The 16301-nt window shown below is 54.0% G+C and carries 15 protein-coding genes and 3 tRNA genes; 10 read left to right on the top strand and 8 right to left on the bottom strand.

What is annotated here, in order from left to right; translation table 11 throughout:
- Nucleotides 1–324 precede the first annotated feature (324 nt).
- Nucleotides 325–1146, top strand: coding sequence for a C40 family peptidase (locus tag ACPXSQ_RS05230; RefSeq protein WP_014593610.1), 822 nt, complete (start codon nt 325–327; stop codon nt 1144–1146).
- Between the two features lie 64 nt (nt 1147–1210).
- Here ACPXSQ_RS05230 and ACPXSQ_RS05225 read toward each other — a convergent pair whose 3' ends face one another.
- Nucleotides 1211–1300, bottom strand: coding sequence for a YnhF family membrane protein (locus ACPXSQ_RS05225; protein WP_019105306.1), 90 nt, complete (start codon nt 1298–1300; stop codon nt 1211–1213).
- Between the two features lie 280 nt (nt 1301–1580).
- Between ACPXSQ_RS05225 and purR the strand changes: the two genes are divergently transcribed.
- Nucleotides 1581–2606: an HTH-type transcriptional repressor PurR gene (gene purR / locus ACPXSQ_RS05220; RefSeq protein WP_014605954.1), complete on the top strand. Its 1026-nt coding sequence runs from the start codon at nt 1581–1583 to the stop codon at nt 2604–2606.
- On the opposite strand, the gene punR is transcribed toward purR, so the two are convergent.
- Nucleotides 2603–3508 carry a DNA-binding transcriptional activator PunR gene (gene punR, locus ACPXSQ_RS05215; protein WP_013025606.1) on the bottom strand — a complete coding sequence of 302 codons (906 nt, stop codon included), beginning with the start codon at nt 3506–3508 and terminating at the stop codon, nt 2603–2605. The two genes, purR and punR, sit on opposite strands and share 4 nt — an antisense overlap.
- 108 nt (nt 3509–3616) lie before the next feature.
- Between punR and punC the strand changes: the two genes are divergently transcribed.
- Both punC and cfa read left to right on the top strand, forming a co-directional pair.
- Nucleotides 3617–4819, top strand: a complete 1203-nt coding sequence (gene punC / locus ACPXSQ_RS05210; RefSeq protein ID WP_013025605.1) for a purine nucleoside transporter PunC — start codon at nt 3617–3619, stop codon at nt 4817–4819.
- A 286-nt stretch (nt 4820–5105) separates the two neighbouring features.
- The gene (gene cfa, locus ACPXSQ_RS05205; protein WP_024471835.1) at nt 5106–6254 is read left to right on the top strand and encodes a cyclopropane fatty acyl phospholipid synthase; all 1149 of its coding nucleotides are present in this window, start codon (nt 5106–5108) and stop codon (nt 6252–6254) included.
- 304 nt (nt 6255–6558) lie between these two features.
- Here cfa and ACPXSQ_RS05200 read toward each other — a convergent pair whose 3' ends face one another.
- Nucleotides 6559–7227: a riboflavin synthase subunit alpha gene (locus ACPXSQ_RS05200; RefSeq protein WP_072136693.1), complete on the bottom strand. Its 669-nt coding sequence runs from the start codon at nt 7225–7227 to the stop codon at nt 6559–6561.
- A gap of 204 nt (nt 7228–7431) precedes the next feature.
- Here ACPXSQ_RS05200 and ACPXSQ_RS05195 point away from each other — a divergent pair, with 204 nt between their 5' ends.
- From ACPXSQ_RS05195 to ACPXSQ_RS05170, 6 genes are all read left to right on the top strand, one after another.
- Nucleotides 7432–8805: an MATE family efflux transporter gene (locus ACPXSQ_RS05195; protein ID WP_014593604.1), complete on the top strand. Its 1374-nt coding sequence runs from the start codon at nt 7432–7434 to the stop codon at nt 8803–8805.
- Between the two features lie 153 nt (nt 8806–8958).
- Nucleotides 8959–9035: transfer RNA gene (locus ACPXSQ_RS05190), tRNA-Val, on the top strand.
- 3 nt (nt 9036–9038) lie between these two features.
- A tRNA-Val gene (locus ACPXSQ_RS05185) sits at nt 9039–9115 on the top strand.
- A gap of 10 nt (nt 9116–9125) precedes the next feature.
- A tRNA-Val gene (locus ACPXSQ_RS05180) sits at nt 9126–9202 on the top strand.
- A gap of 346 nt (nt 9203–9548) precedes the next feature.
- Complete coding sequence (gene pykF, locus ACPXSQ_RS05175) at nt 9549–10961, top strand: pyruvate kinase PykF (protein WP_013025600.1); 1413 nt, start codon at nt 9549–9551, stop codon at nt 10959–10961.
- 306 nt (nt 10962–11267) lie between these two features.
- Nucleotides 11268–11504, top strand: a complete 237-nt coding sequence (locus ACPXSQ_RS05170) for a major outer membrane lipoprotein (RefSeq protein WP_006118977.1) — start codon at nt 11268–11270, stop codon at nt 11502–11504.
- A gap of 74 nt (nt 11505–11578) precedes the next feature.
- Here the strand turns inward: ACPXSQ_RS05170 and ACPXSQ_RS05165 are convergent, their stop codons facing one another.
- From ACPXSQ_RS05165 to sufC, 5 genes are read right to left on the bottom strand one after another with little or no spacing between them, the layout of a single operon-like run.
- Nucleotides 11579–12559: a L,D-transpeptidase family protein gene (locus tag ACPXSQ_RS05165; RefSeq protein ID WP_426143036.1), complete on the bottom strand. Its 981-nt coding sequence runs from the start codon at nt 12557–12559 to the stop codon at nt 11579–11581.
- Nucleotides 12560–12615: 56 nt separating this feature from the next.
- Nucleotides 12616–13032, bottom strand: coding sequence for a cysteine desulfuration protein SufE (gene sufE / locus ACPXSQ_RS05160; protein ID WP_014593602.1), 417 nt, complete (start codon nt 13030–13032; stop codon nt 12616–12618).
- Between the two features lie 21 nt (nt 13033–13053).
- Nucleotides 13054–14277 carry a cysteine desulfurase SufS gene (gene sufS / locus ACPXSQ_RS05155; protein ID WP_041457615.1) on the bottom strand — a complete coding sequence of 408 codons (1224 nt, stop codon included), beginning with the start codon at nt 14275–14277 and terminating at the stop codon, nt 13054–13056.
- A complete protein-coding gene (gene sufD, locus ACPXSQ_RS05150) occupies nt 14277–15554 on the bottom strand; it encodes a Fe-S cluster assembly protein SufD (RefSeq protein WP_105080194.1) in 1278 nt (425 codons plus the stop codon). The genes sufS and sufD overlap by 1 nt, the downstream gene beginning before the upstream one ends.
- Complete coding sequence (gene sufC / locus ACPXSQ_RS05145) at nt 15529–16275, bottom strand: Fe-S cluster assembly ATPase SufC (protein WP_013025595.1); 747 nt, start codon at nt 16273–16275, stop codon at nt 15529–15531. Before sufC ends, sufD begins: the two co-directional genes overlap by 26 nt.
- Nucleotides 16276–16301 lie beyond the last annotated feature (26 nt).

Below are 16301 nucleotides of genomic sequence, written 5' to 3'. Positions count from 1 at the left end.
CGACTTCCCTTCAGGACTGAAAATGAGATTTTCTTCCCGTTAGGGCAAACCGCCATGTTTGTTAAGTCCGCTTGCGCGCTATCCACCCGCTCATCGGGACCCAAAAGGTGAATGCATTAATAATTTGCAATAATTTTGCTGAGTTAACCTGCTGAAATTACTTATTTATGCCTGCTTTTTACCCAAGTTATTAATTAATAAAAAAAGGACTTACTGTTTTAAAAAAAACTGGACTAGAATGTCTTCGGCGCTGATCGTTGATCAGATTTTTCTTAACCTTGTCAGATATCTGTTGAACCTGACAGCTTAACCAGTAAACGGACTATGCGTTCAATTATTACGCTTCTTATTCTGGCTTTTGCGCAACTGTTCTTTAACGTCGCCTCTGCATCACCGCAGGCGCCGGTTAAGGCCAGCTTGCATAAGGTAGAGAAAAAAAGTGCGCGCGAAGATGAGCGGCGCAAGCGACGCACGGTTAAAGCTTCGGCGAAAAAAAGCCGTTCCTCCGCAGAGCAGAAATCCAGCAAAACGCTTAAAACCAGTAAAAATCCCTCTCACGCGGTTGCCTCTCACAAAACCCTGACCAAAGCGACTGATTCACACAAGAAGCTCACCAAAAAAGTGGCGGCCAATGCCACCAGCAAGAAACGCTATGGTCATCAACGCGCGGTGAAGGTGGCGAAAGCGGACAGCAAGGATACCGGCACCATCAAAATGAGCAACGCACACCGTCAGCGCTATCAAAAAGCACGTGAAACGGCGATGGCGAAACTGATGGGACAGCTGGGCAAGCGCTACCAGTGGGGCGGAAAATCGCCGCATACCGGTTTCGACTGCAGCGGCCTGGTGTGGTACGCCTACAAAGATGTGGTGAAATTTAAAATTCCGCGTACTGCAAATGAAATGTATCACCTGCGGGATGCCGCGCCGGTGAATCGGGAAGCGCTGGAGAAAGGCGATCTGGTGTTTTTCCGCATCAACGGACGTGGCACGGCCGACCACGTGGGTGTTTACCTGGGTAACGGTAAATTTATTCAGTCACCGCGTACCGGAAAGGACATTCAAATCAGTGCGTTAAGCGAAGATTACTGGCAGCGCCACTATATTGGTGCGCGTCGCGTCATGACGCCAAAAACCGTTCGCTAAACGTCACTCCTCCGTCATACCGACGGAACGCAGCCGGGACAGGGAAACCTTCCCGGCTTTTTTATTAGTTCAGAATGGCGGTAAAGCTGAACGCAATAATCATCAACAGTGCAGCCGCCGTGGTCATCAATGACAGTTTCAGATCGGTACTCATCACAACTCCTTAGGCACAATTTTAGTAGGGGTTAAGCATTTTCCCACACGCGTGGGTAAAAATCTCGTTTTATCCGTGCAGCCTTGTTAGAATCCCCTCTTTGTTGCGCAACAGCGCGCAACATCGGTTGCGTCAGCACCCTTTTCAACCGTTATTTCCTGCCCCGATGCCCCATAACCGGTCAGAAAAACGATTTTTTTGCAGAAATAACCGTCCGCTGACGCAAACGTTTAACAACATGCTTATCAACAGGTTAGATAAGCCCGGGAGTTCGATTTTCATGGCAACAATTAAAGATGTGGCGAAACGTGCAGGCGTCTCTACCACAACCGTTTCTCACGTCATCAATAAGACGCGCTTTGTCGCAGAAGATACCCGCGAAGCGGTCTGGGAAGCGATTCGGGAATTACATTATTCACCCAGCGCCGTAGCACGCAGCCTGAAGGTGAATCACACCAAAACGCTGGGCCTTTTGGCCACCTCCAGCGAGGCGCCCTATTTCGCTGAAATTATTGAAGCCGTGGAGAATCACTGCTTTGATAAAGGCTACACCCTGATTTTAGGCAACGCGCATAACGACCTGCAAAAACAGCGTGCCTACCTCTCGATGATGGCGCAGAAGCGCGTCGATGGGCTGCTGGTCATGTGTTCTGAGTACCCGGATGATTTGTTGCAAATGCTGGAAGCCAACCGCAATATTCCCATGGTGGTCATGGACTGGGGCGAATCCCGTGCCGATTTTACTGACACGGTGCTGGATAATGCGTTTCAGGGCGGTTATCTGGCCGGCCGCTACCTCATCGAACGCGGGCATCGCGATATTGGCGCCATTCCAGGGCAAATGGAACGTAACACCGGTGGTGGCCGTCATGCCGGTTTCCTCAAGGCGCTGGAAGAAGCCGGAATTCAGCCGCGTTCAGAGTGGATTGTGCAGGGCGATTTCGAGCCTGAATCCGGGTATCAGGCTATGCAGCAAATTCTGTCGCAGAAGCAGCGCCCAAGCGCGGTGTTCTGCGGTGGCGATATTATGGCCATGGGCGCTATCTGTGCCGCCGATGAAATGGGCCTGCGCGTCCCGCAGGATATTTCGGTGATTGGCTACGATAATGTGCGCAACGCACGCTATTTCACGCCTGCACTCACTACCGTGCACCAGCCAAAAGCGCAACTCGGGGAGAAGGCTCTGGAAATGTTGCTGGACCGCATTACCAGCAAGCGTGAAGAGTCGCAAACCATCGAAGTGCATCCGACACTGATTGAGCGACGCTCTGTAGGCTACGGTCCCTATCGCGACTACCGTCGCTAATCCTCGCTCAACCACTCCTGATTGAGCGTTTGCGCATCACCCAGGTAATTGAGCAACCAACCCAATGCCGGTGATGCGCGATCTTCCGCCCAACTGACGCAGCAGGGACTTTCTGGAAAAGGCTGGGGCAAGTTAAGTTCGGTCACTTCGCCGCTGTCCAGTAGCGGGCGGGCTAAGTGCCCCGGCACCATTGCGACGCACAGCCCGGCCCGGACGCAGTCCAGCCCGGTCTGCCATTCAGGCACCACCAGTCGGCGTTGATTATCCAGAGCCCAGGTCATACGGCGCGGTAACGCACGCGAGGTGTCTTCCAGCACCAGCGAAGGCCAGTTGCGCAACGCCTCATCATCCAGCCGGGCGACCTGGGTTAACGGATGTTCCCGCGCGACGATGCAGCGCCAGTTCAGAGTTCCCATATCGCGGAAAGCAAACCGCCCGCCCACCGGAATCGCCTGAGTCGCGCCTATTGCGACCTCGACTCTTCCGTCAGCCAGCGCATCCCATACGCCGTTAAACACTTCATAACTGATGTGGAGCTCCATATCCGGAAAGTGGCGATAGAAATCCCTGACGAACTGACGGGTTCGGTGCGGTTTCACAATGCAGTCCACCGCAATCGCGATTTGCCCTCGCCAGCCGTTGGCCAGTTGCTGGCACTGACGGCGCGTGGCATCCATTTTTTTGATGACGCTGCGGCCTTCTCGCACAAAATGTTCGCCTGCAGGTGTCAAAACGACCTCCCGGTGCTGCCGTTCAAACAGCGGTACCGCCAGCCAGGTTTCAAGCTGGCGAACGGTATAGCTGATGGCAGAAGGCACACGGTGCAACTCCTGGGCCGCGGCACTGAAACTGCCGCCACGCGCGACCGCATCAACCACTTCAAGCGCATATTCAGACCACATATCCTGCCTTTAAATTTTTTAACAGCAACAGGCAAATTTTACCGTTTCACAGTATGAAGTACAGCTTTTACACTGCCCCGCGTTTATCCTGCAAAAAATGAGAATCAGATGTCAGCTTCTAAAGGATTCATTCCCTATCTTGCCGTGCTCAGTATGCTGGGCTTTCTGGCCACCGATATGTACCTGCCCGCCTTCGGGGCCATGCAGCAAAGTTTTAACACCTCCGCCGGGATGATCAGCGCCAGTATGAGCCTGTTCCTGGCGGGTTTTGCCTGTGGTCAGCTGGTATGGGGACCGCTGTCAGATCGTATTGGCCGCAAACCGGTATTGCTGGCAGGACTGAGCCTGTTTGCGCTGGGTTGTGCGGGGATGCTGTGGGTGGACGACGTCGTACTGATGCTGGTGCTGCGCTTCATTCAGGCCATCGGCGTGTGCGCGGCTGCCGTGAGCTGGCAGGCCCTGGTGGTCGATCGCTATCCTCAGTCGCGCGCGAATAAAGTCTTTGCCACTATTATGCCGCTGGTCGCGCTGTCTCCTGCGCTGGCCCCGCTGCTGGGAGCCTGGCTGATTAGCCATTTTCACTGGCGCTCAATTTTTGTCGTTCTGACCGCGATTGCCGCAGCCCTGATCCTGATTACGCTGCGCCTGCCATCGGTACAAACAGCCCGCCGCCCGGCCCCGTCACAGCCCGGTTTTATGACGCTGCTGCGTTCACGCGTCTACAGCGGTAACGTCCTGATGTATTCTGCCTGCTCGGCCAGCTTTTTTGCCTGGTTGACCGGATCACCGTTTATTCTGGCAGCGATTGGCCTGTCGCCTGCTGATATCGGCTTAAGCTATATTCCGCAGACCATTGCTTTCTTAGTCGGCGGTTTTGGCTGCCGTGCGCTCCTTAACCGTTTCAAAGGGGCGCAGTTGCTGCCATGGCTGCTCATCGTCTATAGCCTTAGCGTACTGGCCCTGTTTGCCGTCGCCCTGTCAGGCTCGGTTTCACTCACCGCTTTGCTGGTGCCGTTTTGCGGCATGGCGCTGGCGAACGGGGCGATTTATCCCATCGTCGTATCCAGTGCACTTCTGCCCTTCCCCCATGCGACCGGCAGAGCCGCCGCCCTGCAGAACACGCTGCAGCTGGGCCTGTGCTTTGTCGCCAGCCTGGCCGTCTCGGCGGGCCTGACCCAGGCGCTGTTCACCACAACGCTCATCATGGCGGTGACGATTGTACTGGCGCTGGCAGGCTATCAGATGCAGCGCCGCACCGGCGCACAAACTGATATTGCCTCAACGGCACATCCCTGCCAGGATAATAACTGAGGCAACGACTTTTGTCGTCTGAGTGATCAACACGTGACGGGCCCGCCAGCGCCTCCTGTGCCGGGCCCTGATTCGCCGTACCATCATAATAACAATGTTTGACGCAGCCTCATCGCTGTGAAGGTGTCTTTGTGGGCAAATGCACTCTGCTGGCCCCTGCATTGCACCCTTTCTCTGTACGCTTAAGGTTGTCTGGCGCAAGGCGTCATCTGTGACTTTTCTCATAATCCTGAGAAACGGCTCCTGCTCTTTCTCAGGTTCTGACAGTTCTGGTGATGGAGTGGCTATGAGTTCAACATGTGTAGCAGAAGTGAATATCGAACGAAACCATTGGTACCGTATCGTTCATGAGTTATTGCAAAAAGCAGACATCGAAATCAACGGTTCCCGCCCATGGGACATTCAGGTTAAACATCCCGATTTTTTTAAACGCGTCCTGCAAAAGGGCTCCCTGGGGCTGGGCGAAAGTTATATGGACGGCTGGTGGGAGTGCGAAAGGCTGGATATGTTTTTTCATCGGGCGTTGAAACATAAGCTTGATGAGCAGCTTCCTCATCACGTGCAGGATATCGTGCGCATTGCGCTGGCCCGCCTGGTTAACCTGCAGTCGAAAAAACGGGCCTGGCAAGTCGGCAAAGCGCACTATGATCTGGGTAATGACCTTTTTACCCTGATGCTCGATCCTTACATGCAATACTCCTGTGGCTACTGGAAAGACGCCACGACGCTTGAGGCGGCACAGGAAGCCAAACTGGACATGATCTGTCGCAAGCTGCAACTGAAACCCGGTATGACCTTGCTGGATATTGGCTGTGGCTGGGGCGGTCTGGCGGCTTATGCAGCAAGAAACTATGGCGTCAGCGTACAGGGCGTGACGATCTCTGCAGAACAACAAAAGCTGGCGCAGCAACGCTGCGAAGGGCTGGATGTCACTATCCTGCTTCAGGATTATCGCGATCTGAATCAGCAGTTTGACCGCATCGTCTCGGTGGGGATGTTCGAACACGTGGGACCAAAAAACTACCCAACCTACTTTGCCACGGTCAATCGCAACCTCAAGCCAGACGGAATTTTTCTGCTGCATACCATTGGCGCGCTCAAAACGGATATGCACGTCGATCCGTGGATCGGCAAGTATATTTTCCCGAATGGCTGCCTGCCTTCTTTACGCCATATTGCCGACGTCAGCGAACCGCATTTCATTATGGAAGACTGGCACAACTTCGGCGCTGACTACGACACCACGCTGATGGCCTGGCATGAGCGTTTCCAGCGTGCCTGGCCTGACCTGGCCGGACGTTATGAAGAACGTTTCCGACGCATGTTCTCCTACTACCTGAACGCCTGCGCCGGCGCGTTTCGCGCCCGTGAGATTCAGCTCTGGCAGGTTGTCTTCAGCCGTGGCGTTGAGGGGGGATTGCGGGTGGCGCGATGATTGCGCCCGTTTATGCGCCGTGGCAAGGTCGATATTGTCCGGACCGAACGCGGACGGCAGCCGGTAACCCCGGTTGCCGCGTTATCTGCCTGCCCCCACCTTCGCAGACGGGAAAATGGCGATCTTAAACCGCAGTCCAGGGCTGCAGCACATTCGCGCCGGGCGTTTTCGCCCGGGCAGTTGACACTGCACAGCCGTCAGTCGTCCCGGAAGACGGCGGGCGACACGGCAACCTGCTGGCCTGTGGGCAACGCTTTGGTCACGGCTGGCGTTATTTACCGCTATTTACCGCTATTTACCGCTGTTAATCCCGATCCGTTTCGGGCTGATCGGCCTGCTCTGCCAGTGCCCTGAGCGCGGCATCTTCACGCTGGGCCAGGACGCGCTCCACCGTGTCCACAATAGCCTGAGTATGGGGATCGATTTCGATGTTGACTCTGTCGCCAAAGGTTTTGGCGCCGAGAGTGGTTCGCTCCAGCGTCTCGGGGATAAGATAAACGCAGAATTTTGTTTTGGTCACGTCGCCTACGGTCAGGCTGATACCGTCGATGCCCACAAATCCTTTGTGCAGGATATATTTCATCTGCAAAGGATCCTGAATTTTAAACCAGACTTCGCGGTTGTTTTCAGAGCGGACAATTTTGCAGATTTCAGCCGTGGTCATGATGTGGCCGGACATCAGGTGGCCGCCAATTTCATCGCTGAATTTTGCCGCCCGCTCGATATTCACCACATCGCCCTGCTTGAGATCACCAAGATTGGTCACGCGCAGAGTTTCTTTGATCAGGTCAAAACTCACCAGATCGCCGTTGATTTCGGTGACGGTCAGGCAGCAACCGTTATGGGCAACCGATGCGCCCAGCGCTAAACCCGGCAACAGGTCAGCAGGAAGCCTGGCCACATGGGTGCGAAACAGACCTTTATCTTCAATGGACACGATTTCTGCGGTGCCCTGCACAATACCGGTAAACATAGTCTTTGCCTCTACGAAATTTGTGCCAGTTTAACACAGCCATGCTTAAGTGTTAGGTTTCAACAGCCTGAGAGACAGGCGGCACAAGTCCAAAACGCATTGCGTGACAAAGATTGGAGAAATCGGTCGCGCCAGTTACACTAAGCCCTGCTTCGTCTGAAGCAGTCCTCATTTCTTTATTAATCAGATAAGTCAGGTGTTTACGTGCAGAAGTATTTAACAGAAGCGCGTCAATTGCTGGCCCTCGCGATCCCCGTTATCCTGGCTCAGGTGGCGCAAACCGCGATGGGATTTGTAGATACCATTATGGCCGGCGCCGTCAGCGCCACGGATATGGCCGCCGTTGCTGTTGGCACGTCCATTTGGCTTCCCGCCATCCTGTTTGGTCATGGTGTTTTACTGGCATTGACGCCCACCATTGCGCAACTTAATGGTTCAGGTCGCCGTGAGCGAATCGCTGAACAACTTCGTCAGGGCTTTTGGCTGGCGTTTTTCCTTTCTCTGCTCATCATGCTGGTGCTGTGGAATGCCGGGTATGTTATCCGCTCGATGCATGATATCGATCCGCTGCTGGCAGAAAAGGCCGAGGGCTATCTGCATGCCCTGCTGTTTGGCGCGCCAGGCTACCTGTTTTTTCAGGTTATGCGTAACCAGTGCGAGGGGCTCTCCAAAACCAAGCCCGCGATGGTGCTGGGTTTTCTTGGGCTGATGCTGAATATCCCGCTGAACTACATTTTTATCTACGGCCATTTCGGCATGCCGGCGCTGGGCGGCGTAGGCTGTGGCGTGGCGACGGCCTCGGTGTACTGGGCCATGTTCTTCTGCATGCGTTTTTGGGTACGACGAATGCGCAGTATGCGAGACATTCGCGTAGAGAGCCGCTGGTCAGCGCCTTCACGCGTTATCCTGCAACGTCTCACAGGGTTGGGTTTGCCGGTCGCGCTGGCGCTGTTTTTTGAAGTGACCCTGTTTGCCGTGGTGGCCCTGTTAGTCTCGCCGTTGGGGATTGTTAACGTCGCCGGGCACCAGATTGCCCTGAACTTCAGTTCGCTGATGTTTGTCCTGCCGCTGTCGATGGGCGTTGCCGCCACCATTCGCGTTGGCTATCGGCTGGGTCAGGGCTCGACAGAGCAGGCGCGGGTCGCCGCGTGGACCGCGCAGGGCGTTGGCGTAAGCATGGCGGTGATTACGGCCATTTTTACCGTGACCTTTCGCCATCAAATTGCCCAGCTTTATAACGACAATCCCGCGGTGGTCACGCTGGCTGCGCAACTGATGATGCTGGCTGCGATTTACCAGATTTCGGATTCTATTCAGGTGATCGGCAGCGGAATTTTGCGCGGTTATAAAGATACGCGATCGATTTTCTTCATTACCTTTATCGCTTACTGGTTGCTGGGTTTACCTTCTGGTTACATCCTGGCACTGACCGACTGGGTGGTGCCGCGCATGGGGCCTGCCGGCTTCTGGTGCGGTTTTATCGTTGGCCTGACGTCGGCCGCCGTCATGATGCTGTGGCGCGTGCGACGTTTGCAGCAGCTTCCTGCGGAATTAATTCTTACGCGCGCGTCTCGCTAACTCGCTGAACGGGCCCGAAAAGGCCCGTTACGTTCAAAAAAACGGCGCATCGCGCAGATGATGTTCATTCATTGGCAAATTTGCGTTTTTCCCCTTGCCAGCCTCTTACGCTGCCGTTAATATTCGTCCCCGCTGTCGCCCTGACAGCGTGTTGCGCTCTTAGCTCAGTTGGTTAGAGCACCACCTTGACATGGTGGGGGTCGATGGTTCGAGTCCATTAGAGCGCACCAAGTGCGTCCGTAGCTCAGTTGGTTAGAGCACCACCTTGACATGGTGGGGGTCGGTGGTTCGAGTCCACTCGGACGCACCAAATTTGATATGCGCTCTTAGCTCAGTTGGTTAGAGCACCACCTTGACATGGTGGGGGTCGATGGTTCGAGTCCATTAGAGCGCACCACTCTTTTTACGTCCTTTCTTCTTTTGCGCAACAACCCTTTTCTTGATTTACATTACCTTTACGTACTGTTTTTCGATTGGTTTTCGCATACTTAGTGATTATACTGGCCGCGTTGTCCTACTTGAAAGGTTTCAGCGATTACGTGCTTATGACGATAATAAAGATTGTTTGCGCAACAACGTCCCGGTGGTTAACCAAGCTAACCACGCAACTTCCCTGCACGCCTGGCCTTCGTCACCTATTCTTATCCTGTACTGCCCTTTTCGATTTCAACCAGAGTTCTCATTTCGGTGCACTGTCATCGAAATCCTGTTTTTCATCCATCACAACTTACAGATAACCCGTCATGAAAAAGACTAAGATCGTTTGTACAATCGGCCCAAAAACCGAATCCGAAGAGATGCTGACTCAGCTGCTTGAAGCAGGCATGAACGTCATGCGTCTTAACTTCTCTCACGGTGACTATGCAGAACACGGTCAGCGTATTACCAACATGCGTGCCGTGACGAAAAAAACCGGCATTCCTGCGGCTATCCTGCTGGATACCAAAGGGCCGGAAATCCGCACCATGAAGCTGGAAGGTGGCAACGATGTGTCACTGAAAGCCGGTCAAACCTTTACCTTTACCACCGACCAGAGCGTGATTGGTAACAACGAGCGTGTTGCCGTGACCTACTCAGGCTTCGCGAACGATCTCAAAATTGGTAACACTGTACTGGTCGACGATGGTCTGATCGGCATGCAGGTCACCGAAGTCACTGAGAACAGCGTTGTGTGTGAAGTGCTGAACAACGGCGATCTGGGCGAAAACAAAGGCGTTAACCTGCCTGGCGTTTCCATTCAACTGCCTGCCCTGGCAGAGAAAGACAAGCGCGATCTGATTTTTGGTTGTGAGCAAGGCGTGGATTTTGTTGCAGCCTCGTTTATTCGTAAACGTTCAGACGTGCTGGAAATTCGTGAACACCTGAAGCAGCACGGTGGCGAAAACATTCAAATCATCTCCAAGATTGAAAACCAGGAAGGCCTGAATAACTTCGACGAAATCCTCGAAGCCTCGGACGGCATCATGGTTGCGCGTGGCGATCTGGGCGTTGAAATCCCGGTTGAAGAAGTGATCTTCGCGCAGAAGATGATGATTAAAAAATGTAATAAAGCCCGCAAAGTTGTCATCACCGCGACGCAGATGCTGGATTCCATGATCAAGAACCCGCGTCCAACCCGCGCTGAAGCTGGCGACGTGGCTAACGCCATTCTGGATGGAACAGATGCGGTGATGCTGTCTGGCGAGAGCGCGAAAGGCCGCTATCCGCTGGAGTCGGTCACCATCATGGCGACCATCTGTGAGCGTACCGACCGCGTGATGAAGCCACGCATCGACGGACAAAATGACAGCCGTAAGCTGCGCATTACCGAAGCCGTTTGCCGCGGTGCCGTTGAGACAGCCGAGAAACTGGAAGCACCACTGATTGTAGTCGCCACAGAAGGCGGTAAATCAGCCAAGGCCGTGCGTAAGTATTTCCCTAATGCAACCATCCTGGCACTGACCACCAACGCCACCACGGCGCGCCAGTTGATTCTGAGCAAAGGGATCGAGACCCGTATGGTCAGCGAAATCGCCTCTACCGATGATTTCTATCACCTGGGTAAAGAAGCGGCGCTGGAAAGCGGTTTTGCTCAGAAAGGTGATGTTGTTGTGCTGGTTTCAGGTGCGCTGGTACCCAGCGGAACGACCAATACGGCATCGGTACACGTTCTGTAATATCGCGTTTAACGCCTCTTTTTTAAAAAGCGCCTTCAAAGGCGCTTTTTTATTGTCTTCATAATACAGATTCAGGAAAAAGCCAGCGCGTAATGACAATAAAAATGCGCTGCAAATTAAGGTTAATCCGATTAAATCTCTCTGTTTTAGCTAAATTTTTTTATGTTGTTCTTCAATTCGCTGCTTCTTTGAGCGAACGATCATGTTTAAGCATGTTCTTATCAAAAAATTATTCTCAAGTTAAAAAGCTTTGTGTAATACTTGTAACGCTACATGGAGATTAACTCAATCTAGAGGGTATAAATAATGAATCGTACTAAACTGGTACTGGGCGCGGTAATCCTGGGTTCAACTCTGCTGGCTGGTTGCTCAAGCAACGCTAAAATCGACCAGCTGTCTTCAGACGTTCAGACTCTGAACGCTAAAGTTGACCAGCTGAGCAACGACGTGAACGCAGTGCGTTCTGACGTTCAGGCTGCTAAAGATGACGCAGCTCGCGCTAACCAGCGTCTGGACAACCAGGCTCACTCTTACCGTAAGTAAGAGTTCTGGTTTTAAAAATGGTGCCCTTGTGGCACCATTTTTTTTGTCTGCAGTTTGGGATAACGACGTCCGCCCTACTCGCCCACAGCGCGCTGGGATGACGCAGAGGCCGCAGCCTCATCCTGTATCGGCTCACCCGCACTGACCAGCACAGGCATGCCTGAGCGACGCGTCAGCGTGGCTTTAATCAACGCTCTGTCACTCTTCTCGCTCTTCATAAAGGATCTGAAGTCCGCACTGAGCGCTAACGGAGCCGTTTGCGGATCCTCCTTCTCATTACGTGACAGCGGCTGATGCACCTCAACGTAGCGCTTACCATCCGGTTCAACGCTGAACTTTACCGGTTGGTTAATAATCTGTACCCGCGTCCCTACCGGCACGCTATTGAACAGCGCTTCGATATCCTCGGTACGTAAACGAATACAGCCTGAACTGACGCGCATACCGATACCAAAATTGGCATTGGTGCCGTGGATAAGATACTGGCCTGTTCCACGCGCCATACGCAGCGCATGCAGCCCCATGGGGTTATCCGGGCCTGCTGGCACGACGGCGGGCAGCGTGATGCCCTCTTTGGCATAGCGCTTGCGGATATTCGCCGTGGGCGTCCACGTAGGATTGGGTATTTTCTGGCTGATGCTGGTCACCATGATGGGCGTGACGATCCCCATCTGACCAATGCCAATGGGATACACGATAACCTTGTCTTCGCCCTTTGGATAATAGTACAACCGCAGTTCGGCCAGGTTCACCACAATGCCTTCACGCGGCGTGTCCGGAAGAATCATCTGCAGAGGAATGGTCAACTGGGTGCCCGGTTTCGGTAACCAGGGATCGGTACCGGGATTCGCTTCCAACATGCCCAGCAGCCCGACCTGATAACGCGCAGCAATCTCTTCAAGAGGACGTTTGTTATCCGGTACCTGGGTCACCACATTCTCACCAATCAGGCGGCTGTCGGCGGTCGGTAACGGGTATTCCGTGGCAAAAACGGATGCAGAGAGCCCAAAACAGGTCAGCAGCAATGCACCAGCTAAACGCAAAGCAGGTTTCATGCGGTTTTTCTCGTCAGAAAGTAAAAAGACGCCGGATGGCGTCTTTGAAGTGTATCTTAGCTGAGGTTCTGAGCGGTATGGCGAATTGACTTAATCATCGCTTCCAGCCCCTGCGAACGCGTTGGGGTGAGGTGCTGAACCAGGGCCAGTTCGCTGAACCAGTGGCGCACATCCAGCGCCACAATGTCAGCGGGCTGCAGGTTTTGATAGAGACTAAATACGATAGCTATCAATCCCTTAACAATGGCTGCATCACTGTCACCTTCAAAGCCGATGGTGCCATCTGCCTGCGGTGTCATCTTGATCCACACCTGGCTCTGGCAGCCCGTAATGGCATATTCGGGCTGATGCAGTGTTTCAGATGATTCCGGAAGTTTGGCACCCAATTCAATGATGTAGAGGTACTTCTCTTCCCAGTTGGCGCAACGGTTAAAGTTGCGCACCAGTTTCTCTTTTTCTGGCAACGTCGCCATTAATCACTCCGTTTACTCTGCTCAACCGCCCAGCAGACGATGAATACGCGTCAGCCCGGCCGCCAGGCGATCGACCTCTTCTTCACTGTTGTAGAAGGTGAAGGAAGCACGACACATCGCCGGCACCTGATAGTGGCGCAGTAACGGCATTGCGCAATGATGTCCGGTGCGAATCGCAATACCGTACTGATCAAGGAAGCTGCCGACGTCAAACGCGTGGTGTTTGCCAAGGTTAAAAGCAATCACGCCTGCGCGCTGCTGCGGACCGTAAATCTGAATATCAGGTACGGATGAGAGTTTATCAAGGGCATAGTTCATCAATGCGGTTTCACGCTGATGAATCGTATCCAGACCCAGCGCCTGCACATAGTCCAGCGCCGCACCCAGCCCAATAATGCCGCCGGTGTTTGGCGTACCGGCCTCAAAACGCCATGGCGCCGTATTCCAGGTGGTGCCGGTTGGCAGCAGGACTTCACCAATCATCGAACCACCACCTTCCCACGGCGGCATGGCATCCAGAAGTGCCTTGCGGCCATAAAGTATGCCAATGCCGTTCGGGCCATAGAGCTTGTGGGCGGAGAAGACATAGAAGTCGCAGTCGATGTCCTGCACGTCAACGGTGTTATGCATCACAGCCTGAGCCCCGTCAATCAGCGTGACGACGCCAGCCGCTCTGGCCTGCGCGACGATCGCTTTCACCGGGTTAACCGTGCCCAGCACGTTTGAAACGTGCGTCACAGCCAGTAAGCGGGTCCGGCTGTCGATCAAACCAGCCAGTTGGTCCAGCGCCAGCTCACCGTTGTCGGTCAGCGGCAGCACCCGGATCTCGGCACCGCAGCGCTCTGCCACCATCTGCCAGGGCACGATATTCGCATGGTGCTCCATCTGCGTGATAATCAGATTATCACCGGGCTGAAGCTGACTGCCGCCCCAGCTGTTGGCGACCAGATTGATCCCTTCCGTCGTACCCTTTACAAAAACAATCTCTTCCGACGACGATGCATTGAGAAAACGTGCCACCTGTTGGCGAACGTTTTCCATATCGCTGGTCGCCTGCTGGCTGAGCGTGTGAATACCGCGGTGCACGGCCGCGTAGCCGTGCTGGTAGAAATGACTTTCGGCATTGATGACCGACAGAGGACGCTGTGCGCTGGCGGCGCTGTCAAGGTAGGCCAGCGGATGACCGTTGACCTCACGCTTCAGGATGGGAAAATCCGCCCTGATACGCTCGAGATCGAAGTTCATCATGAGTCGCCTCCCGGGAAGCGCTGCGCGATGCGCTGCAGCACAGCCTGGCGCAGAATTGGGTTATCCAGCGTTTCGGTTAACTCGGCAGCAAAGGCATGGATGATCATGGTCTGCGCCGCGTCCTGTTCAATGCCGCGAGAACGCAGGTAGAACATCTGCTCGTCATCAATACGGCCTACGGTCGCCCCGTGGCTGCACTTCACGTCATCCGCGTAAATTTCCAGCTGCGGCTTGGTATCCACTTCCGCCAGACGGCCTAACAACAGGTTGTTATTGGTCATCTGTCCGTCAGTTTTAAGTGCGTGCTGCGCGACTTTGATGTGACCGTTAAACACCGCACGGCCTTTGTCACGCACGATGGTTTTATGCATCTGGCGACTCAGGCAGTGGCCTTTGTTGTGTTCAAGATAGGTGCGGGTATCCGCCACTTCCTGATTCACCGGCAGCACCAGGCTGTTCAGCGACAGCTGGGTGTTCTCACCGTTCAGTTGCGTACTGGTATTGTGACGGCTCAGGCCAGCACCCAGTAAGAAGCTGGTGCTGGTCACCTGCGCATCGCGGTTGATCACTATGTCGTTATGGGCAAAGTGATAGCTTTTGCTGCTCTCAAAAGCCAGCTTGGTGTGACGAAGCCTGGCATTGTCCGCAACGGCAAAGGTGAAACGGGCGCCGGTAAAATGCGCGCTGTCTTTTAGCGTGACAAAGTGCTCAATCACTTCCGCTTCTGCGCTTTCTTCCAGTTGCAGATGATGACGATGATGAACCGTGTTCATGCCGTCGTCTTTGCCGCTGGTGATATGCAGCAGATAAAGCGGACGTGCCGCCGCCTTGCCACGCGCCAGCCGAATATGCGTGACTTCTTCAGCCAGGCTTTCGGTCAGGTGCAGAAAAATCTCCGGCTGCACGGCGGCAGGCAGGTCGCGGCGCTCGGCCGCAACGCTGTGCTGAATCTCGAACAGTTCGGTATCGCCGCTACTCAGCCCAGGCTGGAATCTTCCGTCGACAAAAACCAGACGTACGGCATCCAGCGGGAGCGACAGCGCATCAACCTGCGTAGCGCTGAGCTCGTGCGCCTCAGGCAACACGAAGTGATGCGCCAGCAGGCCATCCAGCGGCGTGTATTTCCAGTTTTCATGTTTGCGGGTGGGCAAGCCCAAACGCATTAACTGCTGCCAGTGCTGCTGAGCCTGCATTGAACGCATTTCACCGCGTGATTCAAACAGGTGGTGCCACTGTTGCAGCGCGGTATCACTCTTCGTCGGTAAGCCAGCCATAGCCCTGCTCCTCCAACTGTTTCACCAGCGAGAAATCGCCTGATTTTACGATTTTACCCTGATACAGCACGTGTACGAAGTCTGGCTTGATGTAGTCCAGAATACGCTGATAGTGGGTTACGATGATAAATGCACGCTTTTCGTCACGCAGGCTGTTTACGCCATTGGCGACGATTTTCAGGGCATCGATGTCCAGACCGGAGTCGGTTTCATCCAGAATGCAGAGATCCGGCTCCAGCGCTGCCATCTGCAGAATATCGTTACGCTTCTTCTCACCACCGGAGAAGCCTACGTTAACGGAACGCGTCAGCAGATCTTCTGGCATCTTCAGCAGATCGATTTTTTCTTCAATGAAGTCCTGGAAATCAAAGCGATCAAGCTCGTCCTGCTGACGGTATTTGCGCACCGCATTCACGGAGGTCTGCAGGAAAAACTGGTTGCTGACGCCGGGGATTTCAACCGGGTACTGGAAAGCCATAAAGATGCCTTCGCCTGCACGTTCCTCAGGTTCCAGCTCCAGCAGATCCTTGCCCTTAAAGGTTACGGAACCGCCGGTGACTTCATAGTCTTCACGTCCGGCCAAGGTCGCAGACAGCGTACTCTTACCCGAACCGTTCGGTCCCATGATGGCATGAACTTCGCCGGGCTTAATCTCAAGGTTCAGACCACGTAAAATCGCTTTGTCTTCAACGCTAACCTGTAAATCTTTAATACTTAACATGCTTATTCCTTCACATTGCTTCCGGC

It is taken from the genome of Pantoea sp. EEL5, from assembly GCF_049892805.1.
In the GTDB taxonomy this organism is placed as follows: domain Bacteria; phylum Pseudomonadota; class Gammaproteobacteria; order Enterobacterales; family Enterobacteriaceae; genus Pantoea; species Pantoea ananatis.
This window is presented reverse-complemented; position numbering and strand designations above follow the sequence as displayed.